Origin of the sequence: Salinarchaeum sp. IM2453 (assembly GCF_019693215.1) — an archaeon.
GTDB lineage: Archaea > Halobacteriota > Halobacteria > Halobacteriales > Salinarchaeaceae > IM2453.
On sequence record NZ_CP081183.1, the window covers coordinates 198,416 to 224,224 of the forward strand.

The 25,809-nt window shown below is 47.6% G+C and carries 23 protein-coding genes and 1 tRNA gene; 16 read left to right on the forward strand and 8 right to left on the reverse strand.

All coding sequences use genetic code 11. The features are described 5' to 3' along the window. Nucleotides 1-138 precede the first annotated feature (138 nt). The 5 genes from K0C01_RS00920 to tbsP all read left to right on the forward strand — a co-directional run bounded on the left by K0C01_RS00920 (nucleotide 139) and on the right by tbsP (nucleotide 4,754). Entirely contained in the window at nucleotides 139-975 is an 837-nt protein-coding gene (locus tag K0C01_RS00920; RefSeq protein ID WP_221170206.1) for an RAD55 family ATPase, read from the forward strand. Between the two features lie 289 nt (nucleotides 976-1,264). Beyond that, nucleotides 1,265-2,140 carry a hypothetical protein gene (locus K0C01_RS00925; protein ID WP_221170207.1) on the forward strand — a complete coding sequence of 292 codons (876 nt, stop codon included), beginning with the start codon at nucleotides 1,265-1,267 and terminating at the stop codon, nucleotides 2,138-2,140. After that, nucleotides 2,137-2,697, forward strand: coding sequence for a DUF8135 domain-containing protein (locus K0C01_RS00930; RefSeq protein ID WP_221170208.1), 561 nt, complete (start codon nucleotides 2,137-2,139; stop codon nucleotides 2,695-2,697). Before K0C01_RS00925 ends, K0C01_RS00930 begins: the two co-directional genes overlap by 4 nt. A gap of 2 nt (nucleotides 2,698-2,699) precedes the next feature. After that, on the forward strand, nucleotides 2,700-3,782 hold the full coding sequence (locus K0C01_RS00935) for a THUMP domain-containing protein (RefSeq protein ID WP_221170209.1): 1,083 nt from the start codon (nucleotides 2,700-2,702) through the stop codon (nucleotides 3,780-3,782). Nucleotides 3,783-3,941: 159 nt separating this feature from the next. Then, nucleotides 3,942-4,754 (forward strand): transcriptional regulator TbsP, encoded by an 813-nt coding sequence (tbsP, locus tag K0C01_RS00940; RefSeq protein ID WP_255568333.1) that lies wholly within the window; start codon nucleotides 3,942-3,944, stop codon nucleotides 4,752-4,754. Nucleotides 4,755-4,891: 137 nt separating this feature from the next. On the opposite strand, the gene K0C01_RS00945 is transcribed toward tbsP, so the two are convergent. The 5 genes from K0C01_RS00945 to K0C01_RS00965 form a co-directional block, all read right to left on the reverse strand. After that, a complete protein-coding gene (locus tag K0C01_RS00945) occupies nucleotides 4,892-5,545 on the reverse strand; it encodes a phosphate ABC transporter permease (RefSeq protein ID WP_221170210.1) in 654 nt (217 codons plus the stop codon). A 124-nt stretch (nucleotides 5,546-5,669) separates the two neighbouring features. Continuing rightward, the gene (uvrA, locus tag K0C01_RS00950; RefSeq protein WP_221170211.1) at nucleotides 5,670-8,615 is read right to left on the reverse strand and encodes an excinuclease ABC subunit UvrA; all 2,946 of its coding nucleotides are present in this window, start codon (nucleotides 8,613-8,615) and stop codon (nucleotides 5,670-5,672) included. A gap of 62 nt (nucleotides 8,616-8,677) precedes the next feature. Beyond that, complete coding sequence (gene sepF / locus K0C01_RS00955; protein ID WP_221170212.1) at nucleotides 8,678-9,040, reverse strand: cell division protein SepF; 363 nt, start codon at nucleotides 9,038-9,040, stop codon at nucleotides 8,678-8,680. Between the two features lie 174 nt (nucleotides 9,041-9,214). Beyond that, entirely contained in the window at nucleotides 9,215-9,709 is a 495-nt protein-coding gene (locus tag K0C01_RS00960) for an RNA-binding protein (protein WP_221170213.1), read from the reverse strand. A gap of 38 nt (nucleotides 9,710-9,747) precedes the next feature. Then, a complete protein-coding gene (locus tag K0C01_RS00965) occupies nucleotides 9,748-10,761 on the reverse strand; it encodes a type II glyceraldehyde-3-phosphate dehydrogenase (protein ID WP_221170214.1) in 1,014 nt (337 codons plus the stop codon). Between the two features lie 139 nt (nucleotides 10,762-10,900). Here K0C01_RS00965 and K0C01_RS00970 point away from each other — a divergent pair, with 139 nt between their 5' ends. Next, complete coding sequence (locus K0C01_RS00970; RefSeq protein WP_221170215.1) at nucleotides 10,901-12,097, forward strand: phosphoglycerate kinase; 1,197 nt, start codon at nucleotides 10,901-10,903, stop codon at nucleotides 12,095-12,097. Between the two features lie 129 nt (nucleotides 12,098-12,226). Here the strand turns inward: K0C01_RS00970 and K0C01_RS00975 are convergent, their stop codons facing one another. Then, a complete protein-coding gene (locus K0C01_RS00975) occupies nucleotides 12,227-12,430 on the reverse strand; it encodes a zinc ribbon domain-containing protein (protein WP_255568335.1) in 204 nt (67 codons plus the stop codon). A 384-nt stretch (nucleotides 12,431-12,814) separates the two neighbouring features. Here K0C01_RS00975 and K0C01_RS00980 point away from each other — a divergent pair, with 384 nt between their 5' ends. From K0C01_RS00980 to K0C01_RS00995, 4 genes are all read left to right on the forward strand, one after another. After that, the gene (locus tag K0C01_RS00980) at nucleotides 12,815-13,762 is read left to right on the forward strand and encodes an aminopeptidase (RefSeq protein WP_255568336.1); all 948 of its coding nucleotides are present in this window, start codon (nucleotides 12,815-12,817) and stop codon (nucleotides 13,760-13,762) included. A 78-nt stretch (nucleotides 13,763-13,840) separates the two neighbouring features. Next, on the forward strand, nucleotides 13,841-14,491 hold the full coding sequence (locus K0C01_RS00985; RefSeq protein WP_221170217.1) for an HVO_0476 family zinc finger protein: 651 nt from the start codon (nucleotides 13,841-13,843) through the stop codon (nucleotides 14,489-14,491). Nucleotides 14,492-14,506: 15 nt separating this feature from the next. Next, entirely contained in the window at nucleotides 14,507-15,148 is a 642-nt protein-coding gene (locus K0C01_RS00990) for a protein-L-isoaspartate(D-aspartate) O-methyltransferase (RefSeq protein ID WP_221170218.1), read from the forward strand. A gap of 131 nt (nucleotides 15,149-15,279) precedes the next feature. After that, nucleotides 15,280-16,023: a protein-L-isoaspartate O-methyltransferase family protein gene (locus K0C01_RS00995; RefSeq protein WP_221170219.1), complete on the forward strand. Its 744-nt coding sequence runs from the start codon at nucleotides 15,280-15,282 to the stop codon at nucleotides 16,021-16,023. Between the two features lie 3 nt (nucleotides 16,024-16,026). On the opposite strand, the gene K0C01_RS01000 is transcribed toward K0C01_RS00995, so the two are convergent. Then, nucleotides 16,027-16,515 carry a DUF7382 domain-containing protein gene (locus K0C01_RS01000; RefSeq protein ID WP_221170220.1) on the reverse strand — a complete coding sequence of 163 codons (489 nt, stop codon included), beginning with the start codon at nucleotides 16,513-16,515 and terminating at the stop codon, nucleotides 16,027-16,029. Nucleotides 16,516-16,590: 75 nt separating this feature from the next. Here K0C01_RS01000 and K0C01_RS01005 point away from each other — a divergent pair, with 75 nt between their 5' ends. Beyond that, a complete protein-coding gene (locus K0C01_RS01005) occupies nucleotides 16,591-17,694 on the forward strand; it encodes an ATP-binding protein (protein WP_221170221.1) in 1,104 nt (367 codons plus the stop codon). 54 nt (nucleotides 17,695-17,748) lie between these two features. On the opposite strand, the gene K0C01_RS01010 is transcribed toward K0C01_RS01005, so the two are convergent. Next, nucleotides 17,749-17,821, reverse strand: a tRNA-Asp gene (locus tag K0C01_RS01010). A 239-nt stretch (nucleotides 17,822-18,060) separates the two neighbouring features. Between K0C01_RS01010 and K0C01_RS01015 the strand changes: the two genes are divergently transcribed. From K0C01_RS01015 to rpoA2, 5 genes are read left to right on the forward strand one after another with little or no spacing between them, the layout of a single operon-like run. Continuing rightward, nucleotides 18,061-18,288 carry a DNA-directed RNA polymerase subunit H gene (locus K0C01_RS01015; protein ID WP_221170222.1) on the forward strand — a complete coding sequence of 76 codons (228 nt, stop codon included), beginning with the start codon at nucleotides 18,061-18,063 and terminating at the stop codon, nucleotides 18,286-18,288. Further along, complete coding sequence (locus K0C01_RS01020) at nucleotides 18,288-19,853, forward strand: DNA-directed RNA polymerase subunit B'' (protein ID WP_221170223.1); 1,566 nt, start codon at nucleotides 18,288-18,290, stop codon at nucleotides 19,851-19,853. Before K0C01_RS01015 ends, K0C01_RS01020 begins: the two co-directional genes overlap by 1 nt. Before the next feature lie 2 nt (nucleotides 19,854-19,855). After that, nucleotides 19,856-21,685 (forward strand): DNA-directed RNA polymerase subunit B, encoded by a 1,830-nt coding sequence (gene rpoB / locus K0C01_RS01025; RefSeq protein WP_221170224.1) that lies wholly within the window; start codon nucleotides 19,856-19,858, stop codon nucleotides 21,683-21,685. A 2-nt stretch (nucleotides 21,686-21,687) separates the two neighbouring features. Beyond that, nucleotides 21,688-24,597 carry a DNA-directed RNA polymerase subunit A' gene (locus K0C01_RS01030; protein ID WP_221170225.1) on the forward strand — a complete coding sequence of 970 codons (2,910 nt, stop codon included), beginning with the start codon at nucleotides 21,688-21,690 and terminating at the stop codon, nucleotides 24,595-24,597. Further along, the gene (gene rpoA2 / locus K0C01_RS01035; RefSeq protein WP_221170226.1) at nucleotides 24,590-25,804 is read left to right on the forward strand and encodes a DNA-directed RNA polymerase subunit A''; all 1,215 of its coding nucleotides are present in this window, start codon (nucleotides 24,590-24,592) and stop codon (nucleotides 25,802-25,804) included. The genes K0C01_RS01030 and rpoA2 overlap by 8 nt, the downstream gene beginning before the upstream one ends. Nucleotides 25,805-25,809 lie beyond the last annotated feature (5 nt).

Below are 25,809 nucleotides of genomic sequence, written 5' to 3' on the forward strand. Positions count from 1 at the left end.
ACCAGTTAGATAGGCTTTTGTGAGCAGATTTAGGGATGAATCCATAGAAGACAGACCTCAGTTGATAGCTATTCTCATCGGATTTGCTGGACAGCAAATAGGCGAAAGGGATTAGCCAAGTCAGGAGTATCTGTTATTATGACACGAATTCCGCTGGGCGTCTCGCGTCTTGATGAAATGTTTGATGGTGGAGCACCAGACGGAAGTACGATTTTACTTGCTACGGAGATCGGAGCTGGAGGCAGGGACTTTTTATATACGTCAGCGGTGATGAATGGGCTTGCGAAAGAGAGTAAAGATCAGTTTGATTTCTACTATGGTTCGTTACCTAAGCGATCAACATTGCCGGAATCTATTCAATACTATTCGTTTACTGCTAATGAAGAGGCTTTAATGAGAGAGATGGAGTTTACGATGGAAGAGGAGATTGTTAACCAGGGAACTGACGCGATTACATTTCGGGATCTATCACTTGAGTATTTCAGACAGAGTCAGGTGCCAACAGAATGGTATATGAAAGAAACACGTGATATCCGGACACTCGGGGAGGACAAAGGAAAAGAAGATGTGTATGATGCCATCGGGGAATATCTAGGTTCAGCGCCATCACGGAGTATTGTAGCAATCGATTCGGTAACGGATCTGCTCAGTATTGCGGATGACCAAGTTGGATGGTCAGATATTACCTTGCTCATGAAGGGGCTGAAGAAAGTGTTCAACCGAGAAGGAGGTGTGTTATTGATGCTTGCAAATCTGGAGTCACTGACCGATGAGCAAGTAGGTCGATTGATGGAAACAGCAGATGGAACATTGATGTTTGAATGGGAATCAAGCGGAACACAGCGTGATCGTACAATGTTTGTACAGGAATTTCGAGGCGTGTTATCAAAGCTTGAGGATGAAAACATCATTCGATTTGAGACGGAAATAACAGAAAGTGGATTCGACATTAGCGATGTTCGAAAGATTCGATGATAATCGTATTGTGTATCGACTATGTTCTCGGTCAACGACCCCGCAAACGGTGGCGCGGGGAATCCGCCTTGGTTTTCTTTTGAAGAGGGAGCTTCCTGCTTCGCGGCGATGAGTTCCGGTATCCACGACGCCACTTGCAAACACGAGGGAGTTCCTGAGTTGAGTGTCGGCCTCGATTTTCTGTAAAATTGAATACCGAGGAATCAGAGACAAAAGATCAGACAAAATGACTGACAACATATATGATAACAACCGGCCTCTTATACTCGGGGATATATTACATTAAATAATGGCAAGTTCAGACTCCAGACAGCAGTATACAATCCCGGACGAACTAAAGGAATGGATTGACAGAGAAGCCAGCCAGCGAGGACTGGAGTCTGATGAATTTATTCGGCAACTTGTTGCTGCATACCACGAATCTATTGAACATGAAGACATCGAGTTGGTCGGTCAAAAGGAACTTGATCAGCGAATTGAAACGACGCAAGGCGAGTTTAACGAATTAATTGAAGATGTCCGGAGTCGAGTGATTCAAGTAAAAAAAGAGACAGACAAAAAAGCACCAAAGGATCATAATCACCCAGAGATTGAGGAGCAACTTTCAGAAGCACGGGAATCAGTAGAAAGTTTAGCAGCAACAATCAGTGAGCAGCAAGAAGAGATCGATCAGTTACAGTCAAAGTTGGACCAAGGTTTTGAGAACTATGAAGATATTCTTGAATATCTAAGAGACACAACTACTGAAATTGAGGAGCGGGTTGATACATTAGGAAAGGCGCTACTTGATACCCGAAAGCAGCTTCAAAATGTTATCGGACAGCACCAGCGGCAAGAAGCGACAGCAGCGCTAAAAGATCAAGCAAATGAGCATGGAATCGCTGTTGCAGATTGCGAAGAATGCGGGTCGGCTGTCCGAATCGGGTTGCTAACTGAGCCAAAGTGTCCATACTGTTCAAGTACGTTCTCAGAGGTGGGCCCTCCCAGTGGAGCCCGCCGGATTCTTCGTCGTGGGGTGCTCAAGACAGGAAAGCATCCAGCACTAACTGGAGAGCAGTTTGAAACATTGGATATGCAAATTGAAGAGGAATTGGAGCCGGAGAAAACAGAAACTGCAGACGTAAGTTGGGACACAGTCGGAGAAAAAGACGATGAGAAACTATGAGTAACAGAAACAACGAAGAAGAATCTGATCAAGAGGACGTATTTGAATTTCCAGATAAAGAGGCGGAGGATTCGCTTGAGGAACCAACCTCAAAATCTCGAGTAGGCCCACTGAGTGACTTAGCAGCAGAGATTGATGACAGAACCGGAGAAACAGAATCCGACGGTGAGGCAGAAGAGAATCTGAACAAGGAGCAATCGAAGAAACCTAGAGAGGGCCCACTAGGAGACTTAGCAGCAACAATTGATGAGAGACAACGGGATTCGACGGGCGGAGATGGGCTATTCGACGAAAAAAGCGTACCAGAAATCGATACTGAAACTGTTTGGGAACAGTTAGATGCAGAGTCAGCTGAAGAGATTGCTGCGCCTGAGAAAGAGGAAGTCAGAACAATCAGCAAAGAGACATACTGTGAGACATGCGAGTACTTCTCTGCACCTCCAGATATGAAATGCTCTCATGAGGGAACAGAGATTCGTGAGCTTGTTGATTTTGAACAAGTTGTGGTTGTGAATTGCCCGATTGTGCGACAAGACGAAGAACTTGAACAACTATAGCGATGAAATTTATTGGAACAACCGTTCCAGGTCTCGAAGAATTTGCAATACAGGAAGTGGATGATCTTACCGGACAAAGCGCAAAGAGACACCATCAGGGTGCAATCCAGTTTACAGGAGAGCGAACTGATATATCGTATATAAATCAGTGGTCTCGCCAGTTACATCGCATGTTGCTGATTCTAGATGAAGGCAACATCAAAGAACTGGAAGACGCGTATGAAATCGCAAGGTCAGTGCCAATCGAGGAATATGTCTCTGCCGGTCAGTCGTTCGGGGTACAAGCAACCCGGCACGGAGAGCATCAGTTTACAAGCGTTGAAGTAGCTGATCGGATTGGACAGGGGATTGTTGATCGGACTCGAGCACAGTTCAACAGTAGGTTACCAGTTAATCTGGATCATCCAGAGATAATCGTTCGAGCATTTGTTCGCCATGATAAACTAATCATTGCAATAGACACAACTGGGGAGGTATCTCTGCATAGACGCAACTGGCGGGTTTGCGAGCATAATGCTCCTCTTCGTCCGACAATCGCCCATAGTATGTTGCGGTTGGTCGACTACCAGCCAGATGATCGACTCCTTGATCCGATGTGTGGGGGTGGAACAATTCCAATTGAAGCAGCCGGATGGCAGACACCACTCCCTGTTACGACCCAAGAGACACAGCGAGCATACCATCGATTATCAATAAACTGTCAGCATAATAGACAGGCTCCAAAGACAGAGGATGCAAAATCATTCTCTCTAACAGGGATTGAAAAAAGAAAAAGATGGATCGATTGTGCGCGCGAGAATATCAATGCTGCAGGATTGGAAGAGGAGATTACAATCAAACAGGGAGACGGAACCAAGAATTTACCAGATGCAGATATTATTGCGACAGATTTACCGTTCGGTATCCGAACAAACGAGGATCTATCGAGATTATACAGCAAATTCTCAAGCGCACTACAGAACGGATCGTGGGAACAGTTCGTTTGTATTACAACACGACCAGAGTTACTTGAATTATCTCCAACACAGACGATTAGAATCAAATATGGACAGTTGGATGCGACAATAGTATTGAAAAATTTATAGCATTATCTTTTATGTGTAAACATTTGAAAGATGAGTAATAATTTATTCACCCATGCATACAACCGAGTAATAGAATATAATTCGTATGAACAATTTAGTTTGCAAACATTAATGCCCGTTAATATTAAGTGTTAGACTTTCGATTATAATTGCAGATACATGAGCTCAAATCTGGTGGATGAGCGTCTTGAGACGATATATAAACGAGCGATGGATGAAACAGAGGAATTGATAACGGTCACTCCAACACAGAAGAGCATTGAAACACTCATCAATGTCACTATTTCATATAATCGAGAGTTACCGGACATCAAGCTGCTTGCTGAACGTCAACCACTCAAAAGAACGATGGATGATTTTATCACAGCTAGCCATGCTGCTGATTTGGTAGATCAAGGTACTCTATCAATTCGGGGAAAAGATCAATCAGTAGGGAACAATCTCATCATTACTGAGAAGCGAGTAATCACAGTTGTAGACACACAGGACTATTACGCAGGCTTGATTGGAGAGAGTGATGAGTTGGTAGAGGCAGCAGTTGAAACATACCGCTCACGCTGGAAAACGGCTGGAAAACATCAGTTACGCACACCACCAATATCAGAAGTGAAAGAAACGCTGGCCGAAGAGATTAACAAGCAGGTTAAGCAGGATTTCGTACAGATGCTCGACAGGGCAGAAGAGAACGGGCGAGAAGTAGATGAGGTGACATTGGCACTACTTGCGGCCGCAAGAAACGAAGAACTGCTATATAATATTAGTCGGTGGGGAGAAAACGTCGGTATTGCGTCAAAAGCGACGTTCTCTCGGACAAAAACAAAGCTGGAAGACAGAGGATTGATTGAGACCGAAAAAGTCCCAATCGATGTTGGCCGGCCTCGACTTAGGCTAAAACTCAATAGAAATTTGAGCGAAAATGAAGAAGGAAAAGATCAACAGCTCGTTAACACCATCAGAGCAGAGCTAGTGTGAGTATATTTTTGGTTTGTTCGGTCAAAAGAGAGATCGATTTCTTCTATGTGGAAACCATTCCACAGTCCTCCCAGATGAGCTTCATCTATGCCCCGTAGTGATGCGTTAACCTGCAGGAGCGCCTGAATAGGGGTGGATCAATTTGTTTCCTCTTCGTTTTTGTTCCGTAGCACGGACGCCCCTGGAAGGATTTTGGCGAGTCTCGTTACATATCCAAGTCGGAATAGACCCACTTGAGATAGAACGCCAAGTACGAATAGGCCGATAAACAGCGGTGCATATGGATCAAAGAGGATAGGCTCAATTGTCGCGTTATCGTGTACCATTTGGATATCGTCCATGGTCACCGAACGAGAAGCAAGTGCAGATCCAATTGCTGAGGTGACAATAATCATGACTGTTTTTGTGAAAATAAGCGTCAACAACGCCAGCAAGAGCCCAACACCTAATGCAGCACCCCATTCAACATACCACGCTCCTTCAATGAAGTCTGGAACGAGAACGACGTTGCCCAGATATATACCAGCCCCCAGACTAACAACGGCAACTGCAAGCGATAATACTGCGTACGCTAAGATCGCGCCGAGTAATGCTCCAGTACCAGCAGTCAGTATATATGATACAGGTTCTGCAACACCGATAATGCCTCCAACCTCAGGAGCGATGAGGTATCCACCGCCAGCTCCAAGAACAATTCCAAGAAGAGCAACACCATAGATCGACAACGCTGCACCAGAGAACAGTAACACCAGTCCGATGAGGACAAGTGCAACAGTAATGAGATCAACCATAGTTAAGTCACGTGGCGCAGAGAAAATAAATCTCCGGAATACTGTACTTACTAAGATAACATATCAACTACTTTTGAATTAGTCTTGGCATAACCCAGATCGTTCTGTGAGTATAAATAATAGACTAATCGTCAGCAGCGGAAGTCTGTTGTTGTGAAGAGCGTGGGCCTGGGAGCTCAACATCTGGAAGTAAGTCACGAAGGTATCGGCCGGTATGCGATTCTTCGACTTGTGCTATATCTTCAGGAGTTCCTGATGCAACGATTTGTCCCCCGTGCTCACCTCCTTCAGGGCCAAGGTCAACAATGTGATCAGCGTTTTTGATAAGATCAAGTTCATGTTCAATGACAACTACCGTATTCCCGTCATCGGTGAGTCGGTGAAGAACGTCAATCAGTTTTCGTTCATCTTCCGGATGAAGACCGGTCGTGGGTTCATCAAGTAAGTAGAGTGTTTCACCGGAGTCTTTTTTTCCGAGTTCTTCTGCAAGTTTGACGCGTTGAGCTTCACCACCAGAAAGCGTTGTTGATGGCTGACCGAGTTTCATGTATCCAAGCCCAACATCTTGAAGCAATGACAGACGTCGTTTAATTCGAGTATCATGTTCAAAGAAATCATAAGCTTCGTCAACAGTCATCTCAAGCACATCAGCGATTGTTTTACCACGGTATTCGACATCTAATGTTTCAGCATTGTATCGCTGTCCATTGCATTCCTCACAAGGTACGTGTACATCGGACAGGAAGTTCATATCAATTCGGACCGTCCCTTGGCCTTTGCACTCCTCACACCGACCACCTTTGACATTAAATGAAAATCGCCCCTTTTTATATCCGCGCTGCTGTGCAAGTTCCGTTTCAGCGAACAGTTCACGGATATAATCAAAGACATTTGTATATGTTGCCGGGTTTGATCGGGGAGTCCGTCCAATAGGACTTTGATCAATCAAACGAACAGATTCAATTGCATCAGTTTCAGTCACTTCATCGTGTTCTCCGGGATCAACATCTGTATTATTATGAATTTTTCTTGCCAGAGACTTATACAGGATCTCGTGCATAAGAGTCGACTTACCAGACCCAGAAACGCCGGTAATAGCTGTGAAACAGCCTATTGGAAAGTTAACATCCAGATTTTGAAGATTATGCTGTCTAGCCCCTTGTACAGTGATATGTCCCTGCGGGTCTCGACGGGTATCTGGTACAGGGATAGCTCGTTCACCAGAAAGATACTGTCCGGTGATTGATTCAGAAGCAGACTGGATTGACTCAACATCACCCGTTGCAACGACATCACCGCCATCTCGTCCAGGTCCGGGCCCCAAGTCAACAATATTATCTGCTCGACGCATTGTTTCGGTGTCGTGTTCCACAACAACGAGCGTATTCCCTAGATCTCGGAGTTCTTCAAGCGTGTTTAGCAGTCGATCATTGTCACGTTGATGAAGCCCAATAGACGGTTCGTCAAGCACATATAAGACACCAACCAGTCCGGAGCCAATCTGTGTTGCCAGTCGAATCCGCTGGTTTTCACCACCTGAAAGAGTTGAAGCCTCCCGGTTTAGGGTTAGATACTCAAGACCAACTTCGGTCATAAATTCAAGTCGAGAGCGAATTTCCTTGAGGATTTCCTCGGCAATAGCACGGTTCCGGTCAGAAAACTCAGATTCCATTCCTTGGAAATGATTAAGTGCCTCGCTAATTGCCATCTGGTTGACTTCGGTGATGGTAGTTTCACCAACTCGTACTTCGCGAGATGCGGGCTTAAGCCGAGTTCCATTACAAGACGGACAGGTCGAGACAGTCATGTACTCTTCAATGTGCTCTCTTGTGCTATCACTCTCTGTCTCAACGTATCGTCGTTCTAAGTTCGGAATAACACCCTCAAACGGCTGTTCTTTGTGTCGAGTTCCGTTGGATGTTTCCCATTCAAAAACGACATCCTCGTTAGTACCATATAGGAAAGATTCCTGTATATCGGATTCAAGCTCGTCAAACGGTGTTTCGACAGAAACACCAAAATGGTCAGCTACAGAATCGATCCGACGACGGTAGTAAGCTCTGTTATAGGTCCAAGGCTCAAAGACCTCTTTGAGTGGTTTGTCTGGATCGGTAACAACTAAGTCTTCGCTCACTTCTTTTGTTTCACCAATTCCTTCACATTCCGGGCAGGCTCCGTGCGGAGAATTAAATGAGAAAGAGCGGGTCTCAATTTCCGGGAGGTCAATACCACAGTTCGTACAGGCTAAGTCCTCCGAAAATTCGACAACTAACCGGTCATGGTCATCTGAGTCTGCGAGGTCACCAGTTTGTCGCACTTTTGTTCCAAGTCCATCAGTGTCATCCGGAGGATCTGGAAAGATAGCCTTTAGAAGTCCATCTGACTCTTCAAGTGCTGTTTCAACCGAATCAGCAAGTCGTGACCGACGTCCCGGGTCAATCTTTACTCGATCTATAATAACATCAATTGTGTGGTCATAATTTTTGTCTAAATCAGGTCGATCAAGGGTCAGGTCAAACGACTCCCCGTCAACTTCAACGCGAGTATAGCCTCGCTGAACAAGATCATCAAACAGGTCCTCAAATGCCCCTTTTTGATCACGGATAACCGGGGCAGCGATCTTTGCTCGGGTGCCCTCAGGCAGTTCGAGTAGTCGTGAAACCATCGTACTTGCCGATTGTTCGCCGACTTCCCGGCCACATTCCGGACAGTGAGGAGTTCCAACACGGGCGTACAGCAACCGGAAGTAGTCGTGTAATTCAGTTACTGTTCCGACGGTTGACCTCGGATTGTTCGCAGCATTCTTTTGATCAATCGAAATTGCTGGCGAAAGCCCTTCAACTCGCTCAACCTGTGGCTTGTCCATCTGTCCAAGAAAGTTCCGAGCATATGCGGAAAGTGACTCAATATAGCGGCGCTGTCCCTCCGCATATATTGTCTCAAAAGCAAGCGACGACTTACCAGATCCAGATAGTCCAGTAACTACAGTTAGCGTCTCGCGAGGAATGTCAACATCGATATCTTTCAGATTGTTTTCCTCAGCTCCACGAACCTCGATGTGCTCCTTCATTCACGGCAGTATAATAGATAGGGACACGTGTACCCATCGGTATCGGCGGAGCGTACCTTTAGTTATCTGGATCCTAGCTTTTCTCGGTTAATGCGGACACCTGTCGGAGTAACGATGATCTGGTCATCACCATTCTTTACAATATCGCCACCAACTTCATCAGCAACTTGCCGTAGTTCTTCGGTGATATGCTCTACTGTCGGGTCAGAGGTTCGGAGGCGAGTAATGTCAGCAACTACGAGATTTCCATCATACACGGCGTCTTTGATATCAAGAGCATCTTGCTGCTCATGGACTTCAGCAATCCGTACATCCATCTTCACTTCAGGTTCAAGTGATTCGGATTCATCTGCCTCAATTTCTGCGTACTCGTCGATATCTCGTTGGGTTTGCTGCTGGCCTAGAAACTTATCCATCAGGCCCATATCAGAAAATCACGGAGTACGCGTAAAGGCTTTACGTCAGACAATACTTGATATTTCGGGGATTTTGTCATTTGAGGTCAGTGTCCTCGAGGGCAAGCCCCGCGGCATCCGCCTCGATCCTTCTGTGAAAGTATAATATCTTGAGAGATACAACAGAGTCAGTATTTTACGAATCTATGGAGCAAATTCATAAAATTCATCTCCAACGTGATGAATTGAATTAACGACCTTACCGGAGTCACCGGACATTTCCTCACCAGACACTTGTGCTCGACCAACTGCTAAAGCCTTTCCGTGAGTTTCCTCAACGATGACAACTAAATCATCGGGGTCAATTGAATCATCAGCACTAACAATCCCAGGGCGCATTACGTCTGCGCCGTCACTGACAAACGAGATAGCGCCAGCATCAACAGTAACAACGTTTTTATTTGGATTAGTTTTGTTTGCACCGCGAACGGTAAGGAATGGGAGGCGCTCTCCGTCTTCAAATTCGTAATACATTGCTGTTGGATCTCCGTCGACTAAAACAAGATCAAACGGTGAATCAGCAAGCTCCACTAATTCGAATGTAGATCCAGCCAGATCAACTCCAAGTTGCGTTTGAATTTCTTCGGTAAGGTCATCAACTTCGTCACTTCGAAGATGGTGGCGACTTTTTATTTTCATATATAGTATGTTCTGATGGCAAGCAATAAACTGCCTGTTTATTTAATTCCCATTCCAAGGGTGTTGTTCGTCAGTTCGATGCTTTCTTGCTGATCGGCCATTTGGTTCATCGCACGGATTGCATCGATGTTTTCTGGGACAACATCTGCCTCCTGATGAATACCTTGGAAGCAGTAGAAATCATTTCCTTCAACAGTGAATGATTTTTCCCAGATGCAGTTCTCCCAAATATCTCCACGGGGACGACCAGCATCATCCGCAAGGTCAAGAAGTTTGCCTGCCCCATCTATCTCGAACCATTCTGGAATCAGGAAGAGACGAGACTCTTCGGAGAGAAGATCGCGAATTTCATCAACAGTCGGTTGCTCTTCAAAAGTGAAATTAACAGCATGTAGATGCATATGAGTTGCTGGAACCTTGACCCCGAGGGTATCAATATCAAGGTCAGGGAAAATCGTGTTAACGTCTGGGCCGTGGTGTGATGGCAGCGTCACTGGGTCTGGCAGGATGTCATCAATAGGCCCGCGAGAGGACTGAGAAGGATCGCCACCACGACGAATGAGCGTTATTCGAGCTTTTTCAATACCAAATGCATCATCAAGCGGTGTAATCAGACGAGAGAGCCCGGTCGTGTTACAGGAAACAACGCGCGTATACTGAGCGTCGGTTGCCTCACTGTAATTGGCACGTGCATTGAAGCTTTGGTCGACTATGTCATCATCTTCTGCACCTTGGAAGATTGCCGGGGTGTCTAACCGCTCGTACAGAGATTTATTTTTCTTGCCGATACCACCGGGAGTTGCATCAACGATAATATCACATTTTTCGACGAGTTCTTCGGTTGTTCCAGCAAGAGCAATCGGAGTGTCTTCAAACCGCTCCATATAGTCGGCCGGCACGTGCAGTTCATAGTTCCGATTGACTGCCTGTTGTGCTACGTAGTCTGGACTGGTTTTAGCGACACCAACAAGTTCCATATCCGGTTGCTCACAGACGGCATCAGCAACCCGCTTTCCGATGGTTCCGTATCCGTTGATTCCGACCCGAACCATATCATAGGCTCATCGTGAGTAGCGGTTAACGCTTTTCATCGACTGCGGACAGAACAGATGTTGTGACTACGGCTCGTATTTACTACGGTAGCGAGCCCGAAACGACCGATTGAAAAGTCACCCTATCGTCAGTCAATATATGAAGACAATCGGGGATTTGGATTCAGGCCAGCAGCTACTTGTTCGGATTGACATCAATGCCCCCGTGGAAAACGGTCGGGTCAAGGATCATAGCCGATTTGAACGACATGCAGAAACTATTAGCGAACTGTTAGCGGAAGATCATGCAGTTGCCCTCATTGCCCATCAGGGTCGTCCGGGTAGAGACACGTACGTCTCTCTGGAACAACATGCTGAAATCCTCGCTGGACATCTCGAAACGTCAGTAGAATTTGTACCGGGGCTTGCTGATGATCAAGCGATAACTGCTATCGAGAACTTAGACAAAGGAGAAGTACTGCTTCTGGAAAATGTTCGGTTCGATGAGGAAGAACTTGCTGATCGAACACCCGAAGAACATGCAGAAGCTAAGTTTGTACAAACACTCTCTGGACACTTTGATGCGTATGTCAACGACGGGTACTCTGTTGCCCACCGAGCACATGCATCCATCGTTGGGTTCCCGGAAATTATGGATGCATACGCTGGAACGGTAATGGAAGAAGAGTATCGATATAATACCTCGTTGCAGACACGTGATTTTGATGGACAGGTAGTGATGGTTCTCGGTGGGAAAAAAGCAAGTGATGTAATCGATGCCATGGAACATTTAGAAGATCGCGTTGATCGTTTTCTACTTGGGGGCGTTGTAGGAGAACTGTTTCTTCGTGCCTCTGGGCATCCGGTTGGATATGATATTGAAACAGATATTTACGACCAGTATTATGAAGACTGTCAAGAGAAGATTAATCAAGCACTTGATAAATACGGAGACCGGATCGAGCTACCTGTTGATCTTGCCTACAGAGCAGGTAACAGTCGGGCGGAGCATCGAATTAACGAATTAGATGAAAAAACCGTCGATTATCTGGATATTGGGCAAATAACAATTAGCCATTATGTTGACATCATAGAAGAGTCTGATGCGGTCTTAGTCAAAGGAGCTTTGGGCGTCTTCGAAGATGAGCTGTTCAATTCCGGGACCGTTGAGTTACTTGAAGCAATTGGAGCGACGGATTGTTTCTCGGTTATCGGCGGAGGCGACACATCACGGGCAGTTCGAATGTACGCACTTGATCCAAAAGCATTCGATCATCTTTCGATCGCTGGTGGGGCGTACATACGCGCGCTGACTGGTGAGCCTCTTCCCGGAATTGAAGCCCTGCAAAAAAATTAATTTTTGCAGATTACGTTTCCATCCTCAAGAATCAAGCCACTCCTAGTCAACTGCCCCGCGCACGGTGGCACGGGGCTTGTCAGTGAACTCGACCTCGGACCCCGAAACAGGGTGAGCCAGTGTATCTGGCTACCTCGGCGTCCTTACCCCTGACTTCAGAGCGTATTGACTGACGCTCCTCCGACTGGACGGCTGATGGCCCCGCCGGAGATACAACTCCGCTATGTTCTTCGCGGCGTTATAATCCGCATGATTCGACTTCCCACACGACCGACACTTGAACTGTCCAGCGTGCCGGTTGGCTTCGTGTTTGAACGTTGTTGGCGGGATCAACTGTCGGCTTGCCCCATGGGATCAAGCCCCGTGGCATTCGCCTCGATTATTCTGTGTAACGAAAACGGCGCTGTATTCCATCCCTACTGCGCCCCTTCTTCCCTTTCCTTGAAAACGGGGATTGGAGCCTGAAATCAGCTAAATGACACGGTTTTAACTTTTACAGGCTAAGTCCCCGTCCTCAAGAAGCGACCGAAAGGAGCGAGTAGGAAGGGGTAGTTCACCCGTTGAATAGATCAACAACGCTTAGGACGAATGTTGGGTGTTCCTAATAGTTCTACAGAGAAAACAGACCAGGCGTCTTAAGACTTGACTCCAAGGTAGTTCATTATGTTGAGTCTAGCAGCGAAAGGAACACTTGCCTGCCAAACTAAGGTGGGATTAATGGGACTTCAAACAGCAGCAGAAACAGCAATTAACCAGTGTCTTGACCTGAAAGATGGCGAATCAGTAATTGTAGTAACTGACGAGAAAACACAGGTAATCGGAAAGGCACTCTATCAAGCAGCGACAGATGTCACATCGGAAGCGACAATCATTGAGTACGAATCGCGAAATCAACACGGGACAGAACCACCTGCCCCCGTTGCTGCTGCAATGCAGAATGCAGATGCATTCTTAGCTCCAACATCGAAAAGTCTCTCACATACGCGAGCTCGGGAGCATGCGTGCGAAGCAGGAGGTCGTGGAGCAACACTTCCCGGAATAACAGAAGAAGTCTTCAAATCAGGGCTTGATGCCGATTACGAGTCGATTCAGGAAACTTCAAATCAAGTATATGAAAAGGTCGCCGGTGCCAACAAAATACGCATAACGACGGAGGCAGGAACAGACATAACAATCTATCCAGGAGACCGAGAATGGCATACAGATACTGGGATTATTCATTCACCAGGAGAGTTCTCAAACTTGCCGGCCGGGGAAGTTTTTGTCAGTCCTGAGTCAGCAGACGGTACATACGTTGTTGATGGAACGATGATGCCGCACGGAAGACTTGAGGGACAACAGCTGCAGTTCGAGGTAGAGGACGGGCAGATAACATCGATCTCGGACGAAGCAATTCAAGAGCAAGTAGAAAGTGCTGCTGAAGAAGTCGGTCAGGACGCGTATAATTTTGCAGAGCTTGGGATTGGGACAAATACTGCCGTGACAGATTTGGTTGGCTCAGTATTGCTCGATGAGAAGGCAGCCGGAACAGTTCACCTTGCAATTGGTGACGACGCTGCGATCGGGGGGGACACAGAAGCACCACTGCACTTAGATGGGATCATTACAGATCCAACAGTGTATGTTGACGGGACAAAGATGGACCTTCCAGTCCCAGATAACTAAATCAAACGGTAACACGTCTGTTATCACGAAACAACTAATGACCGGCTATTTTTACCATTAGCGCGCGTATCTTTCTATATGACAACTACAGCAACGCAGACAGCAGTTATCTGTCCAGCATGTTCGCCGGATACAAAGGTAGTACATGAAGTTCTCAAAGAACAAGGGCAGGCAACGGTCAAATGTACTGAGTGTGGACAGGTTCATAAAACACAGCTATCAGACCCGTCAGAGCACACTGTTAACGTTATAATCTCGCAGGAAGACGAATCATTTACAGCAACAACGACAGTCACAGAAGGGGAAACAAAGGAAGTTGGAGATGAATTTATCGTCGAAGCACAAGAGGGACTCTTTACAGCGCAGATAACGAGTGTTGAAACAAAAGATGGATCCCGTGAGGACGATGCAGTCGCGTCGGAAGTACAGACGCTATGGACTCGAGCTGTTGGAAATGTCGCCGTTCCAATCACTGTGCACCCAAAGGAAGGGACGCGAGATGGGACATACAGTACAAAAGTATACGTGCCGGGCGACTTTGAATTTGAGGTTGGAAAAGAAATCGATGTTGAGGATGAGGCGTTCATTGTAGAGGGTATTCACATTCGTGACGAGGCAACTAATTATGATCACCAAAAGCTCGATTATCAGGGAGATAGTGCAATAGCAAAAGATATCAAGCGAATATACGGCAGGGATCAGACTACAGAGGCGTGGTCTCCATGGTAACAATATAGAAGGATTATGAAAACTGGACAGTCTGACCCGTACAAAGACGCCCGACAACAAATGGTGGATTCCTTAATACAACAGGGGAGGCTGACCGACGAGAAGGTAATTAAGGCGATGAAGTCAGTTCCCCGCCACAGATTTGTTCCAGAACAACAACAAAGCCATGCGTACGAAGACCGACCATTACCGATTGGTGATGGACAAACAATCAGCGCACCACATATGGTTGGGATGATGGCTGAAATGCTCGATGTAGAAATGGGTAGCAAGGTGCTTGAAATTGGAACAGGGTGTGGATATCATGCAGCAGTTATGGCTGAAATTGTCGGTGATAAAAGTATATATTCAATCGAATATAGCGAAATGTTAGCAGAAAAAGCACGGACGCAACTCAGTAAGTTAGGCTATGAGATCAACCTTCGGGCAGGGAATGGACGAAAAGGCTGGCCGGAGAACGCTCCATTCGATGCAATATACCTGACGTGTGCGCCACAAGTGCTACCGAATCCATTAAAGAAGCAGGTTAAACAAGGTGGCATAATTGTTGCACCGATCGGAGTCGGGTCACAGACGCTGTACAAATATGAAAAGGAAAAAGATGGATCACTGCAACGGACTTCTCACGGATCAGTACGTTTTGTCACGATGCAATAGTCACTGAGAGAATCTCGATTAACTGACTGATTCTCTGTGGTATTGTGGTCGGCCCGCCAGCGAACAGTCTTTATATATTTGATAGGGATACAAGCGTTCAATTCATACTGTTCTATCCCGTTCTATTTGACATGGATCTAGCAGTGCTGCGGGACGATATGGTTGACAGCCTAGAACATGATGCCAAGGCAGTCGTCCACAGCGAAAATCTGGGACTTGCACTTCGAAATGTCCCGCGGCATGAATTTGTAGACGATGACCAACAAGCGTATGCAGATACTGAGCACAGACAATTAGGAACACGAGTACTTTCTCCCAGTACAGTTGGTCGGCTGTTCGAAGCACTGGATATCAAGCAGTCGAATAGTGTTTTAATTATCGGTGCTGGAGTTGGCTATACCGCAGCAGTCAGCGCAGAGCTTACTGACGAAGCTCAAGTTCATGCAGTCGATATTACACGTGATGTTGTGCTAGAAGCTCGGAATAATCTCCAAACGGCTGGATACGAAGGAGTTCTTGTTGACTGTAAAGATGGAAAGGATGGCTTACCATCGTATGCGCCGTTTGATCGAATTCTTGTTGAAGCAGCTGCTATTCGTCCACCACAGAGACTTGTTGATCAACTTACACAAGATGGGAAACTCGTCATTCCAATCGGAACAACGACACAGACCATCGCAGAAGTCCATGCAGACGGAACAACCAAAGAGCACGGAACAGTCAAATTTGCCCCATTATTAGTAGAAGGAGAGCAACAAGGTGCAATTGAGCGGAACCGAATGCGAAGGGAAGAGCGAGAACGACAGCAGCAGGCCAATGAGCGGCGACGAGGATGGGAACAGGATTGGATTGATTGGACTGATCAATTGGATTGAAACTTAAGCTCCTTCGTCAACGACAAGCAGGTTCGTATTGTCTCGCTCGTCCGTATAGTCACTCCCGGAAGGAGGTTTGATATCGATGATGAGATCACCTTGGTTCTGGTTGGAATGCAATTCGGGCGATATCTCAAAGTTAGCAATCCCATCCTCACCGGTTTGTGCGGTCTGTATTCCGCCAGAGAGCTGAGCAGAACCATCTTGTAAAACAACCGTTGCATCAGCGACAGGTGAGTGGTCTGGATCAATAACAGCTACTTCAACAGTCTCTGAATCACCTGCAGTCACAACTTCTGGCTGAGGATCTGCGTCAAGCTCTTCAACACCAAATCCACCAATTCCCGATATCATTCCCATCATTACGCTTAGGCTGGCGACGCCAACAACAAGTGCAATGACGAGTCGAATCGGGAGCCCCTCAATCGCACGAGTATCGTTTCGAAATCGTTCGAGCGCATCCACAGAGACGAGTTCTGTAAGGTCAATCACAGGCAGGCATGGCCTGACTCTGGTATATAAATCTGCGGCCGAGAGTTCAAATACAAAGCCAAAGGCATAGTCGATATGCAAGTTCTCGGTCGAAAAGAAGAGATTTCAACAGGCCCATCGGCATCAATTGGGACTTATCGAGCACGCGATGGCACAGAGGGAGCAGCCATAGAACTCGACATTGATCAGCCTCACGTGGGGATGATATTTGGAAAACGCGGATATGGTAAATCCTACACGCTTGGAGTGCTCGCAGAAGAATTATCACATGCTCACGGAATCGCGCCGATTCTCGTTGATCCAATGGGCGTCTTTCGTTCATTAGGAGACAACCCAGCAATTCCGGGACAGAATATAATATCACCAAAAGCAGCAGCAGACTCATTTCCCCCGGAGCAATGGTGTAACTTACTGGATATTGATCCAGAAAGCGCGGTTGGCACAGCAATCTGGAATGTAGCGAGTAGAAGTACAACACTACAGGAAATGATTGCCAAAATTGAAACAGATGATATACAGCAGACAACCCGACAGGCAGCGATCAATTATCTGCAGCTTGCAAAGAGCTGGAAGATATTCAATGGAGAAGGGATCTCAATAGAGCGTCTTATGGAAGGAAAAGTCACTGTGCTTGATTGTTCAGGGATGAGTAATGCAGCGATTAATGCTGTGTGTGCGACAGTGGCTGAAAAAATATATAGCGCACGCGTGCAGGACGAAACGAGTCAGCTACCGTGGTTACTGATTGATGAGGCACATACCGTATTCAATGGGATTGCCTTTCCCTCACTACGGAAGATAATCACGCGAGGGCGACAACCAGGGGTCAGCGTTGTTGCCGCAACACAGCGTCCTGCTGCAATCCCAGAGGTGGCGACGTCACAAGCGGACTTGTTGTTGACACACCGATTAACTGCTAAACCAGACAGAGAAGTATTGCGTCGGATTATGCCGTCCTACATGAGCGGATCACTTGAGCAACGTCTTCCAAGATCTCCGGGAGAAGTATTGTTAATTGACGACGTTACAGAAAATGTGCATCACATCAAAATCCGGAACCGGATCACGTCACACGGAGGAGACACTCCGAGGGCAAGCGCCTGTGGTAAGACCGCTACAGATACGGACAACGGGAATACAGCGGTTGAAAACACTGCCGCTCAGTGCACATCAGACTAACATCGGCCGTACGAGTTCAAATGACTGTCCAGCAAAATAATACAGAAAGAATAGCGCCCGAGGCGGGATTTGAACCCGCGTCACGACCGTGACAGGGTCGTATGATGGGCCCCTACACCACTCGGGCACGACGCATTAGTTCGTTGTCCGGAGATTAACTTAAGGGTTTTCAAACAATATGGATCAGGTTACGAATGTCTATCATGGGAAATTAGGGCAAGGAGTGCTGATCGTGGGGGCAGTAAACCGTGATATCACTCGACAAGGTCAGTCCAATTAACAATACCAGTTAACAAGGCTTATAAGTTCAACGGTCGTTAGATATCTGTAGTATCCTGTGACAGTCATTTCTCCACCTATAGACCCATGGTAGACGTAAGCCAACACGAACTCGTTCCAGAGCACACTGTTCTGGACGAGACCGAAATTGAGGAGGTATCAAACGAATACGGAATCTCGAAGACCGACTTGCCGAAGATCAGGCGGACTGATCCGGCACTGCCATCGGAGGCCGAAGTCGGAGACGTAGTACGTATCGTCCGAGATTCCAGAACAACTGACAAAGCAGTCACCTATCGACTTGTGATAAAATAATGGACCGGGACAATCGACGCGCGATTTCGCGCGAATATTTCTCTGAGGAACGGCTCGCTGAACACCACTTTCGATCATTCAATAGTTTCCTTAAACGAGGCATGCAGGAGGTCGTCGCTGAGAAAGGAACTATCGAGACAGACATCGGCGATAAAGAAGGTGAAGAACCGGTGCACGTGGAGCTCGGTGATGTACGAGTCGTCACGCCTCGTGTAAGAGAAGCAGATGGCAGTGAGGAACTCCTCTATCCACAAGAGGCGCGGTTGCGGAATATTACATACTCTGCTCCAGTGTTCATGGAGATGGCGATTGTCAAAGGAGATCCTGAAAAGGGTGAAGATCGGGTTGTCGACGAGACAGAAACAAAGATTGGTCGAATGCCGATCATGGTTGGATCAGATAAATGTAATATTGCTAACTTTGACGATGAAGAGCTAATTGATATCGGAGAGGACCCAGCTGATCCAGGAGGATATTTTATTGTTAATGGGTCCGAGCGTGTGCTAATGACGAGCGAAGATCTTGCCCCGAATAAGATTCTTGCCGAGTACGATGAAAAATATGGCGACGAGATTCAAGTCGCTAAGACATTCTCACAGCGGCGTGGATACCGGGCACTTGTTCTAGTTGAGCGCACGCGCGATGGATTACTTGAAGTCTCGTTCCCGTCTGTATCTGGAAGTGTGAATTTTGTCACGCTCGTACGCGCGCTGGGGCTTGAATCTGACGAGGAAATTGTCCACAGAGTCAGTGACGATCCAGAGATTGTGAAGTTCATGCTGGAAAACTTGGAAGCCGCAGACGTTCAAACAGAACAAGAGGCAATCGAAGCATTAGGAAAGCGAGTTGCCTCTGGGCAAGGAAAGAACTACCAGCTAAAGCGGGCAAACTACGTCATTGATCGGTATCTTCTTCCACACCTTCACGAAGAGGGTGTCCCAGAAGAAGATGTCCGTATTAACAAGGCATATTACCTTTGTCGGATGGCAGAAGCCTGCTTTGAGCTCGCTCTTGATCGACGGCAGCCAGACGACAAGGATCACTACGCCAACAAGCGTCTCAAGGTCAGTGGTGACCTGATGCGTGATCTGTTCCGGACGGCATTGAATAAGTTAGCACGAGATGTTAAATATCAGCTAGAGCGAGCAAACATGCGGAACCGACAGTTGTCTGTTTCGACTGTTGTTCGGTCAGATGTTCTTACTGAACGATTAGAACACCCACTTGCAACCGGAAACTGGGTAGGCGGCCGATCAGGTGTCTCACAACTTGTTGATCGTACCGACTACATGGGTGTTCTCAGCCACTTACGCCGATTGCGATCTCCGTTGTCACGGTCACAGCCACACTTCGAGGCACGTGACCTGCATGCAACACAGTGGGGTCGTGTATGTCCATCTGAAACGCCGGAAGGACCGAACTGTGGTCTAGTAAAGAATTTCGCACAGGCAATGGAGCTAAGCCAGAACGTTGAGAACGAACGTGAGCTCAAACGTGAGTTAGCTGCGATGGGCGTACAAGGAATTCCAGGCATTGAGTCACAGACACAGCGGGCAGGTGATTAATCATGAGCAGTCAACAACGAGAAGCAAAAGTATACGTTAATGGAAGTCTCGTCGGGACACATCCCGACCCAGAACAGCTTGCAGAGCAGATTCGAGAGGCACGGCGACGAGGAGATGTCTCTGAGATGGTTAATGTGTCTGTTAAAGACCGGACACGTGAGGTTATTATCAACGCTGACGCCGGTCGAGCACGTCGACCTCTTCTTGTCGTCGAAGATGGTGAGCCACTGATCAGCGACGATGAAATTGAGGCACTCAAGGATGGTAAGTTAGAGTTTGATGATTTGGTCGATGCAGGATATATCGAATTTATTGACGCTGAAGAGGAAGAAGACATATACGTAGCAGTTGAGCGTGAAGATTTAACTGAAGACCACACGCACTTAGAAATTGATCCTCAGCTTATTTTCGGGATTGGTGCAGGGATGATCCCATATCCAGAGCATAATGCGTCGCCCCGTATTACGATGGGTGCAGGGATGATCAAGCAGTCACTTGGACTACCGGCTGCTAACTATCGAATTCGTCCTGATACAAGGCAGCATCTTCTGCACTATCCACAACTCTCGATGGTTAAGACCCAAACAACAGAGCAGATTGGATATGATGACCGTCCAGCAGCACAGAATTTTGTTGTTGCTGTAATGAGTTATGAAGGATTCAACATCGAGGACGCCCTGATTCTCAATCAGGGATCTGTTGATCGAGGCCTTGCACGATCCCATTTCTTCCGAACATACGAAGGCGAAGAACGACGGTATCCTGGTGGGCAGGAAGATAGATTTGAGATTCCAGACCAGGAGGTCCGTGGTGCTCGAGGTGAAGAATCCTATTCGCACCTTGATGATGATGGACTAGTGAATCCAGAGACACGCGTTGGCGAAAATGATGTGCTACTCGGGAAGACCTCACCACCGCGCTTCCTTGAGGAACCAGATGAGCTTGGTGGATTGTCACCACAGAAGCGACGAGAAACATCGGTTACGATGCGATCTGGAGAATCAGGAATTGTAGATACAGTCACCTTGATGGAAGGGGAAGACGGGTCAAAACTCTCGAAGGTGAAAGTCCGGGACGAACGAATTCCAGAACTCGGAGACAAGTTCGCATCACGACACGGACAGAAAGGTGTCGTTGGCCACATTGCCCCACAAGAAGATATGCCGTTCACTGAAGAAGGAGTCGTTCCAGACCTTGTTCTTAATCCGCACGCACTCCCGTCACGGATGACGGTCGGACACATTCTCGAGATGATTGGTGGAAAGGTTGGTTCGATGGACGGACGACGCGTAGACGGGACGCCATTTACTGGAGAAGACGACGAGGAGCTTCGTGAAAAGCTTGAAGAACACGGGTTTGAACCTTCAGGCAAAGAGGTCATGTACTCTGGTATTACGGGAGAGAAGATTGAAGCCGAGATCTTCGTTGGTACGATTTTCTACCAGAAACTATACCACATGGTCTCGAACAAGATTCACGCCCGTTCACGAGGACCTGTACAGGTTCTTACGCGGCAGCCAACAGAAGGACGTGCTCGTGAGGGCGGACTCCGTATCGGAGAAATGGAACGGGACGTGTTCATTGGGCACGGTGCAGCGATGACACTCAAAGAGCGGCTCCTTGACGAGTCAGACCGTGAGTTTGTTCCAGTGTGTGGTGAATGTGGGATGACCGCTGTTGAGGACATCAATCAGAACCGTGTGTATTGTCCAAATTGTAAAGAGGAAACAGAAATCCACGATATTGAGATGAGTTACGCGTTTAAGTTGCTGCTTGATGAAATGAAGGCACTTGGTATTGCTCCACGACTTGAACTGGAGGATGCAGTATAAATATGGTCCGTGAAACTACCCCCAAAGAGATTGGGTCAATCAGTTTTGGTCTGATGGATCCAGAGGAGTATCGAGAGATGAGCGAAACGAAGATTATTACGGCGGATACATACGACGATGATGGGTTCCCGATTGACATGGGACTTATGGACCCTCGGCTTGGGGTCATCGACCCAGGACTTGAGTGTAAGACATGCGGAAAGCGATCCGGTTCATGTCCTGGACACTTCGGTCACATTGAGCTCGCCGCCCCTGTCATCCACGTTGGATTTACGAAGCTTATTCGTCGGTTGCTTCGGGGAACATGTCGGGAATGTTCTCGGCTATGCCTAACGGAAGGAGAAATGGACGAATATCGAGACCGAATTGGTCGGGTCCGTGATCTGCAGGGCGACATCAGCAATGTACGAAAGGATGCGATTCGAAATGCAAGGAAGAAAGATCGCTGTCCACACTGTGGTGCAAAGCAATACGATATCCAGCACGAAAAACCAACAAGCTACTACGAGGTTCGAGAAGTACTAGCCTCAGATTATCCAGAACGAATCGCTTCAGCACTGCAGCCGTCCTCAGAAGAGGAAGCGCGAATCACCCCCGGTGAACTTGCGGAGGAGACTGGGATTGATGTCGCACGAATCAACGAGATCCTAAGCGGAGAATTCCGGCCACGTGAAGATGATCGACAAGCAATTGAATCTGCGCTTGATGTGGATCTTACCGAAGAAGATACGGACAAGTTAATGCCGTCAGATATCCGGGACTGGTTTGAAGAGATCCCGGGTGATGATATCGAGATTCTGGGTATCAATCCAGAGCGTTCACGGCCGGAATGGATGATCCTAACGGTGCTACCAGTGCCGCCGGTGACGGCACGACCATCGATTACACTCGATAATGGACAGCGGAGTGAGGACGACCTGACTCACAAACTGGTCGATATTATCCGGATTAACCAGCGATTCATGGAAAACCGGGAGGCCGGTGCACCACAATTGATTATTGAGGACCTGTGGGAACTCCTTCAGTACCATGTGACAACGTTCATGGATAATGAGATTTCAGGTACACCACCGGCTCGACACCGTTCTGGTCGTCCACTGAAGACCCTCTCCCAACGGCTTAAAGGCAAAGAGGGACGCTTCCGAGGAAGTCTCTCCGGAAAGCGTGTAAACTTCTCGTCACGGACCGTGATTTCTCCAGACCCGACACTTTCGCTGAACGAAGTCGGTGTTCCAGAGCGAGTCGCCCGGGAGATGACACAGACAATGAACGTCAACGAGCGTAACCTCAAACGTGCTCGGAGGTACGTGGCCAATGGCCCAGAGGGGCATCCTGGAGCAAACTATGTCCGGCGTCCAGATGGTCGTCGGCTGAAGGTTACCGAGAAAAACTGCGAAGAACTCGCTGACAAAATCGAGTCTGGGTGGGAAGTAAATCGACATCTAATCGATGGCGATATTGTGATATTTAATCGGCAGCCATCACTTCACCGGATGTCGATTATGGCACATGAAGTTGTCGTGATGCCATACAAGACATTCCGTCTGAACACGACAGTCTGTCCACCATACAACGCAGACTTCGACGGTGACGAGATGAACATGCACGCACTGCAGAACGAAGAGGCACGGGCAGAAGCCCGTGCTCTGATGCGTGTACAAGAGCAGATGCTCTCCCCACGATTTGGAGAGAATATTATTGGCGCGATTCAGGACCACGTTACTGGGACATTCCTGCTAACATTCCAGAACCCTCAATTCAACGAAACACAAGCACTTGATCTGTTGCGACAAACATCGATTGACGAGTTGCCACCAGAAGACGGGGTTGAAAACGGAAGTCCATATTGGACTGGCCGAACAATCTTCTCAGAACTACTTCCAGACGGACTCGACCTTGAGTTCACCTCATCGGCTGGCGATACGGTAATTGTCGAAAACGGCCAGCTAAAAGAAGGAACAATTGACGAGGACGCAGTCGGAGCATTCGGCGGAGAAATTGTCGATACAATTACCAAGCAGTACGGACGAACACGAGCAAGGCAGTTCGTCAATGAAGTTGCAGCACTAGCGGTGCGAACGATCATGCACTTCGGGTTCTCGATTGGTATCGACGATGAAACAATTCCAGAAGAAGCACAGAAACGAATTGACGAAACCGTTGAAGACGCATATGATCGCGTGCAGGAACTTATTTCCACATACGAAGCCGGTGAACTAGAATCACTGCCAGGACGGACAGTTGACGAGACTCTTGAAATGAAGATTATGCAGACGCTCGGAAAGGCACGTGACAACGCTGGTGACATTGCCGAAGAGCACTTTGATGATGAAAACCCAGCTGTAATCATGGCAGAGTCCGGTGCACGTGGGTCAATGCTGAACCTAACACAGATGGCCGGCTGTGTTGGACAACAGGCAGTTCGTGGAGAGCGAATTAATCGTGGATATGAAAACCGAACACTGAGTCACTTTCAAGAGGACGATCTGTCTGCAGACGCCCATGGATTCGTTGAACACTCCTACACAGAAGGACTGGATCCCCGGGAGTTCTTCTTCCATGCAATGGGTGGTCGGGAAGGTCTGGTTGACACAGCAGTTCGGACATCCAAGTCTGGATATCTGCAGCGGCGTCTGATCAACGCGCTGAACGAGCTGGAAGCACAATATGACGGAACTGTTCGAGACACGTCAGATACGATTGTGCAGTTTGAATTTGGTGAAGACGGTACATCACCTGTTGAGGTATCGTCTTCTGAAGACCACAACATCGATGTTGAAGGGATTGTAGACCGGGTACTTGATTCAGAATTTGAATCGGAAGAGGAACGACAGACGTTCCTTGGCCGGGAAGAGCGAACAACGAACCTCTCAGAACACGGAGACTCTTGGAGGGTTGAAACTGATGACTGAATATAACGTAAATCCAGAAATCGAGGCAGTTGTGGAAGATACGAACTTGCCACGACGGCTAAAAGACAAGGTGTATAGCGAACTTGAAGGAGAAGAGGTTAGCCTTGAAGAGGCAAACGACGTCGTGCAAGCAGTAAAAAACCGATATGAAGAGTCACGCGTGGACCCACTTGATCCGGTTGGTACAGTGAGTGCACAGTCAATCGGAGAACCAGGAACGCAGATGACGATGAATACGTTCCACTATGCAGGGGTCGCTGAAATTGACGTGACACAGGGACTGCCACGGCTTATCGAGCTTGTCGATGCAAGAAAGGAGCCAGACACTCCAATGATGACAGTGTATCTGGACGATGAATACGCAACTGATCGAGAGAAAGCGCATGAAGTTGTCTGGCAGATTGAGGCAACAAAGATTCTCTCGCTCGGTGACGTATCAACAAACGTTGCAGACATGCAAGTCAAGGTAGACCTGAACGAGAAAACACTGCAAGAGCGATGGCCAACCGTCGATGATCCAGTAGCAGTTGCCGAAGAAATCGCAGATACAATTCAGTCAAACCTAGGCGTCGAAACACGACAGAAGGGTACGGTTATTCAATTTGGACCAGAGCAGCCATCGTACAGAGATCTACTTCAACTCGTCGAGGAACTTCGAGAGATTACCTTCAAAGGAATTGAGGACATCACACGAGTTGTTGTCAGAAAAGAAGAAACTGACCAGGGTGAGGAGTTTGTCCTGTACACCGAAGGGTCTGCATTCGGAGACGTCTTGCAGATCGAAGGCGTCGATGCAACCCGAACGTCTACCAATGATATTCACGAGATTTACAAAAATCTCGGAATCGAAGCCGCAAGAGAGTCAATCATCAATGAGACAATGGAAACATTGGAAGAACAGGGGCTTGATGACGTGAATATTCGGCACCTCATGCTGGTTGCAGACATCATGACCAATCGTGGAACGATTGAGTCGATTGGCCGTCACGGAATTTCTGGCTCAAAGGATTCCGTTTTAGCGCGGGCAGCGTTCGAGGTTACGGTCAGCCATCTGCTGGATGCAGCAATCCATGGAGAAATCGACAGCCTCAATGGTGTCACAGAAAATGTCATCGTCGGAAAGCCGGTTAAGCTCGGTACAGGCGATGTAAAGCTTCGAATGGGATCGTTCGCATCACAAGATCAGCCGGAAGAATCAGCAGACTAAGCGAG

Coding starts and splice junctions, on each gene's coding strand:
- K0C01_RS00920 (WP_221170206.1), top strand. CDS start 139: ATGACACGAATTCCGCTGGGCGTCTCGCGTCTTGATGAAATGTTTGAT.
- K0C01_RS00925 (WP_221170207.1), top strand. CDS start 1,265: ATGGCAAGTTCAGACTCCAGACAGCAGTATACAATCCCGGACGAACTA.
- K0C01_RS00930 (WP_221170208.1), top strand. CDS start 2,137: ATGAGTAACAGAAACAACGAAGAAGAATCTGATCAAGAGGACGTATTT.
- K0C01_RS00935 (WP_221170209.1), top strand. CDS start 2,700: ATGAAATTTATTGGAACAACCGTTCCAGGTCTCGAAGAATTTGCAATA.
- tbsP (WP_255568333.1), top strand. CDS start 3,942: ATGAGCTCAAATCTGGTGGATGAGCGTCTTGAGACGATATATAAACGA.
- K0C01_RS00945 (WP_221170210.1), bottom strand. CDS start 5,545: ATGGTTGATCTCATTACTGTTGCACTTGTCCTCATCGGACTGGTGTTA.
- uvrA (WP_221170211.1), bottom strand. CDS start 8,615: ATGAAGGAGCACATCGAGGTTCGTGGAGCTGAGGAAAACAATCTGAAA.
- sepF (WP_221170212.1), bottom strand. CDS start 9,040: ATGGGCCTGATGGATAAGTTTCTAGGCCAGCAGCAAACCCAACGAGAT.
- K0C01_RS00960 (WP_221170213.1), bottom strand. CDS start 9,709: ATGAAAATAAAAAGTCGCCACCATCTTCGAAGTGACGAAGTTGATGAC.
- K0C01_RS00965 (WP_221170214.1), bottom strand. CDS start 10,761: ATGGTTCGGGTCGGAATCAACGGATACGGAACCATCGGAAAGCGGGTT.
- K0C01_RS00970 (WP_221170215.1), top strand. CDS start 10,901: ATGAAGACAATCGGGGATTTGGATTCAGGCCAGCAGCTACTTGTTCGG.
- K0C01_RS00980 (WP_255568336.1), top strand. CDS start 12,815: ATGGGACTTCAAACAGCAGCAGAAACAGCAATTAACCAGTGTCTTGAC.
- K0C01_RS00985 (WP_221170217.1), top strand. CDS start 13,841: ATGACAACTACAGCAACGCAGACAGCAGTTATCTGTCCAGCATGTTCG.
- K0C01_RS00990 (WP_221170218.1), top strand. CDS start 14,507: ATGAAAACTGGACAGTCTGACCCGTACAAAGACGCCCGACAACAAATG.
- K0C01_RS00995 (WP_221170219.1), top strand. CDS start 15,280: ATGGATCTAGCAGTGCTGCGGGACGATATGGTTGACAGCCTAGAACAT.
- K0C01_RS01005 (WP_221170221.1), top strand. CDS start 16,591: ATGCAAGTTCTCGGTCGAAAAGAAGAGATTTCAACAGGCCCATCGGCA.
- K0C01_RS01015 (WP_221170222.1), top strand. CDS start 18,061: ATGGTAGACGTAAGCCAACACGAACTCGTTCCAGAGCACACTGTTCTG.
- K0C01_RS01020 (WP_221170223.1), top strand. CDS start 18,288: ATGGACCGGGACAATCGACGCGCGATTTCGCGCGAATATTTCTCTGAG.
- rpoB (WP_221170224.1), top strand. CDS start 19,856: ATGAGCAGTCAACAACGAGAAGCAAAAGTATACGTTAATGGAAGTCTC.
- K0C01_RS01030 (WP_221170225.1), top strand. CDS start 21,688: ATGGTCCGTGAAACTACCCCCAAAGAGATTGGGTCAATCAGTTTTGGT.
- rpoA2 (WP_221170226.1), top strand. CDS start 24,590: ATGACTGAATATAACGTAAATCCAGAAATCGAGGCAGTTGTGGAAGAT.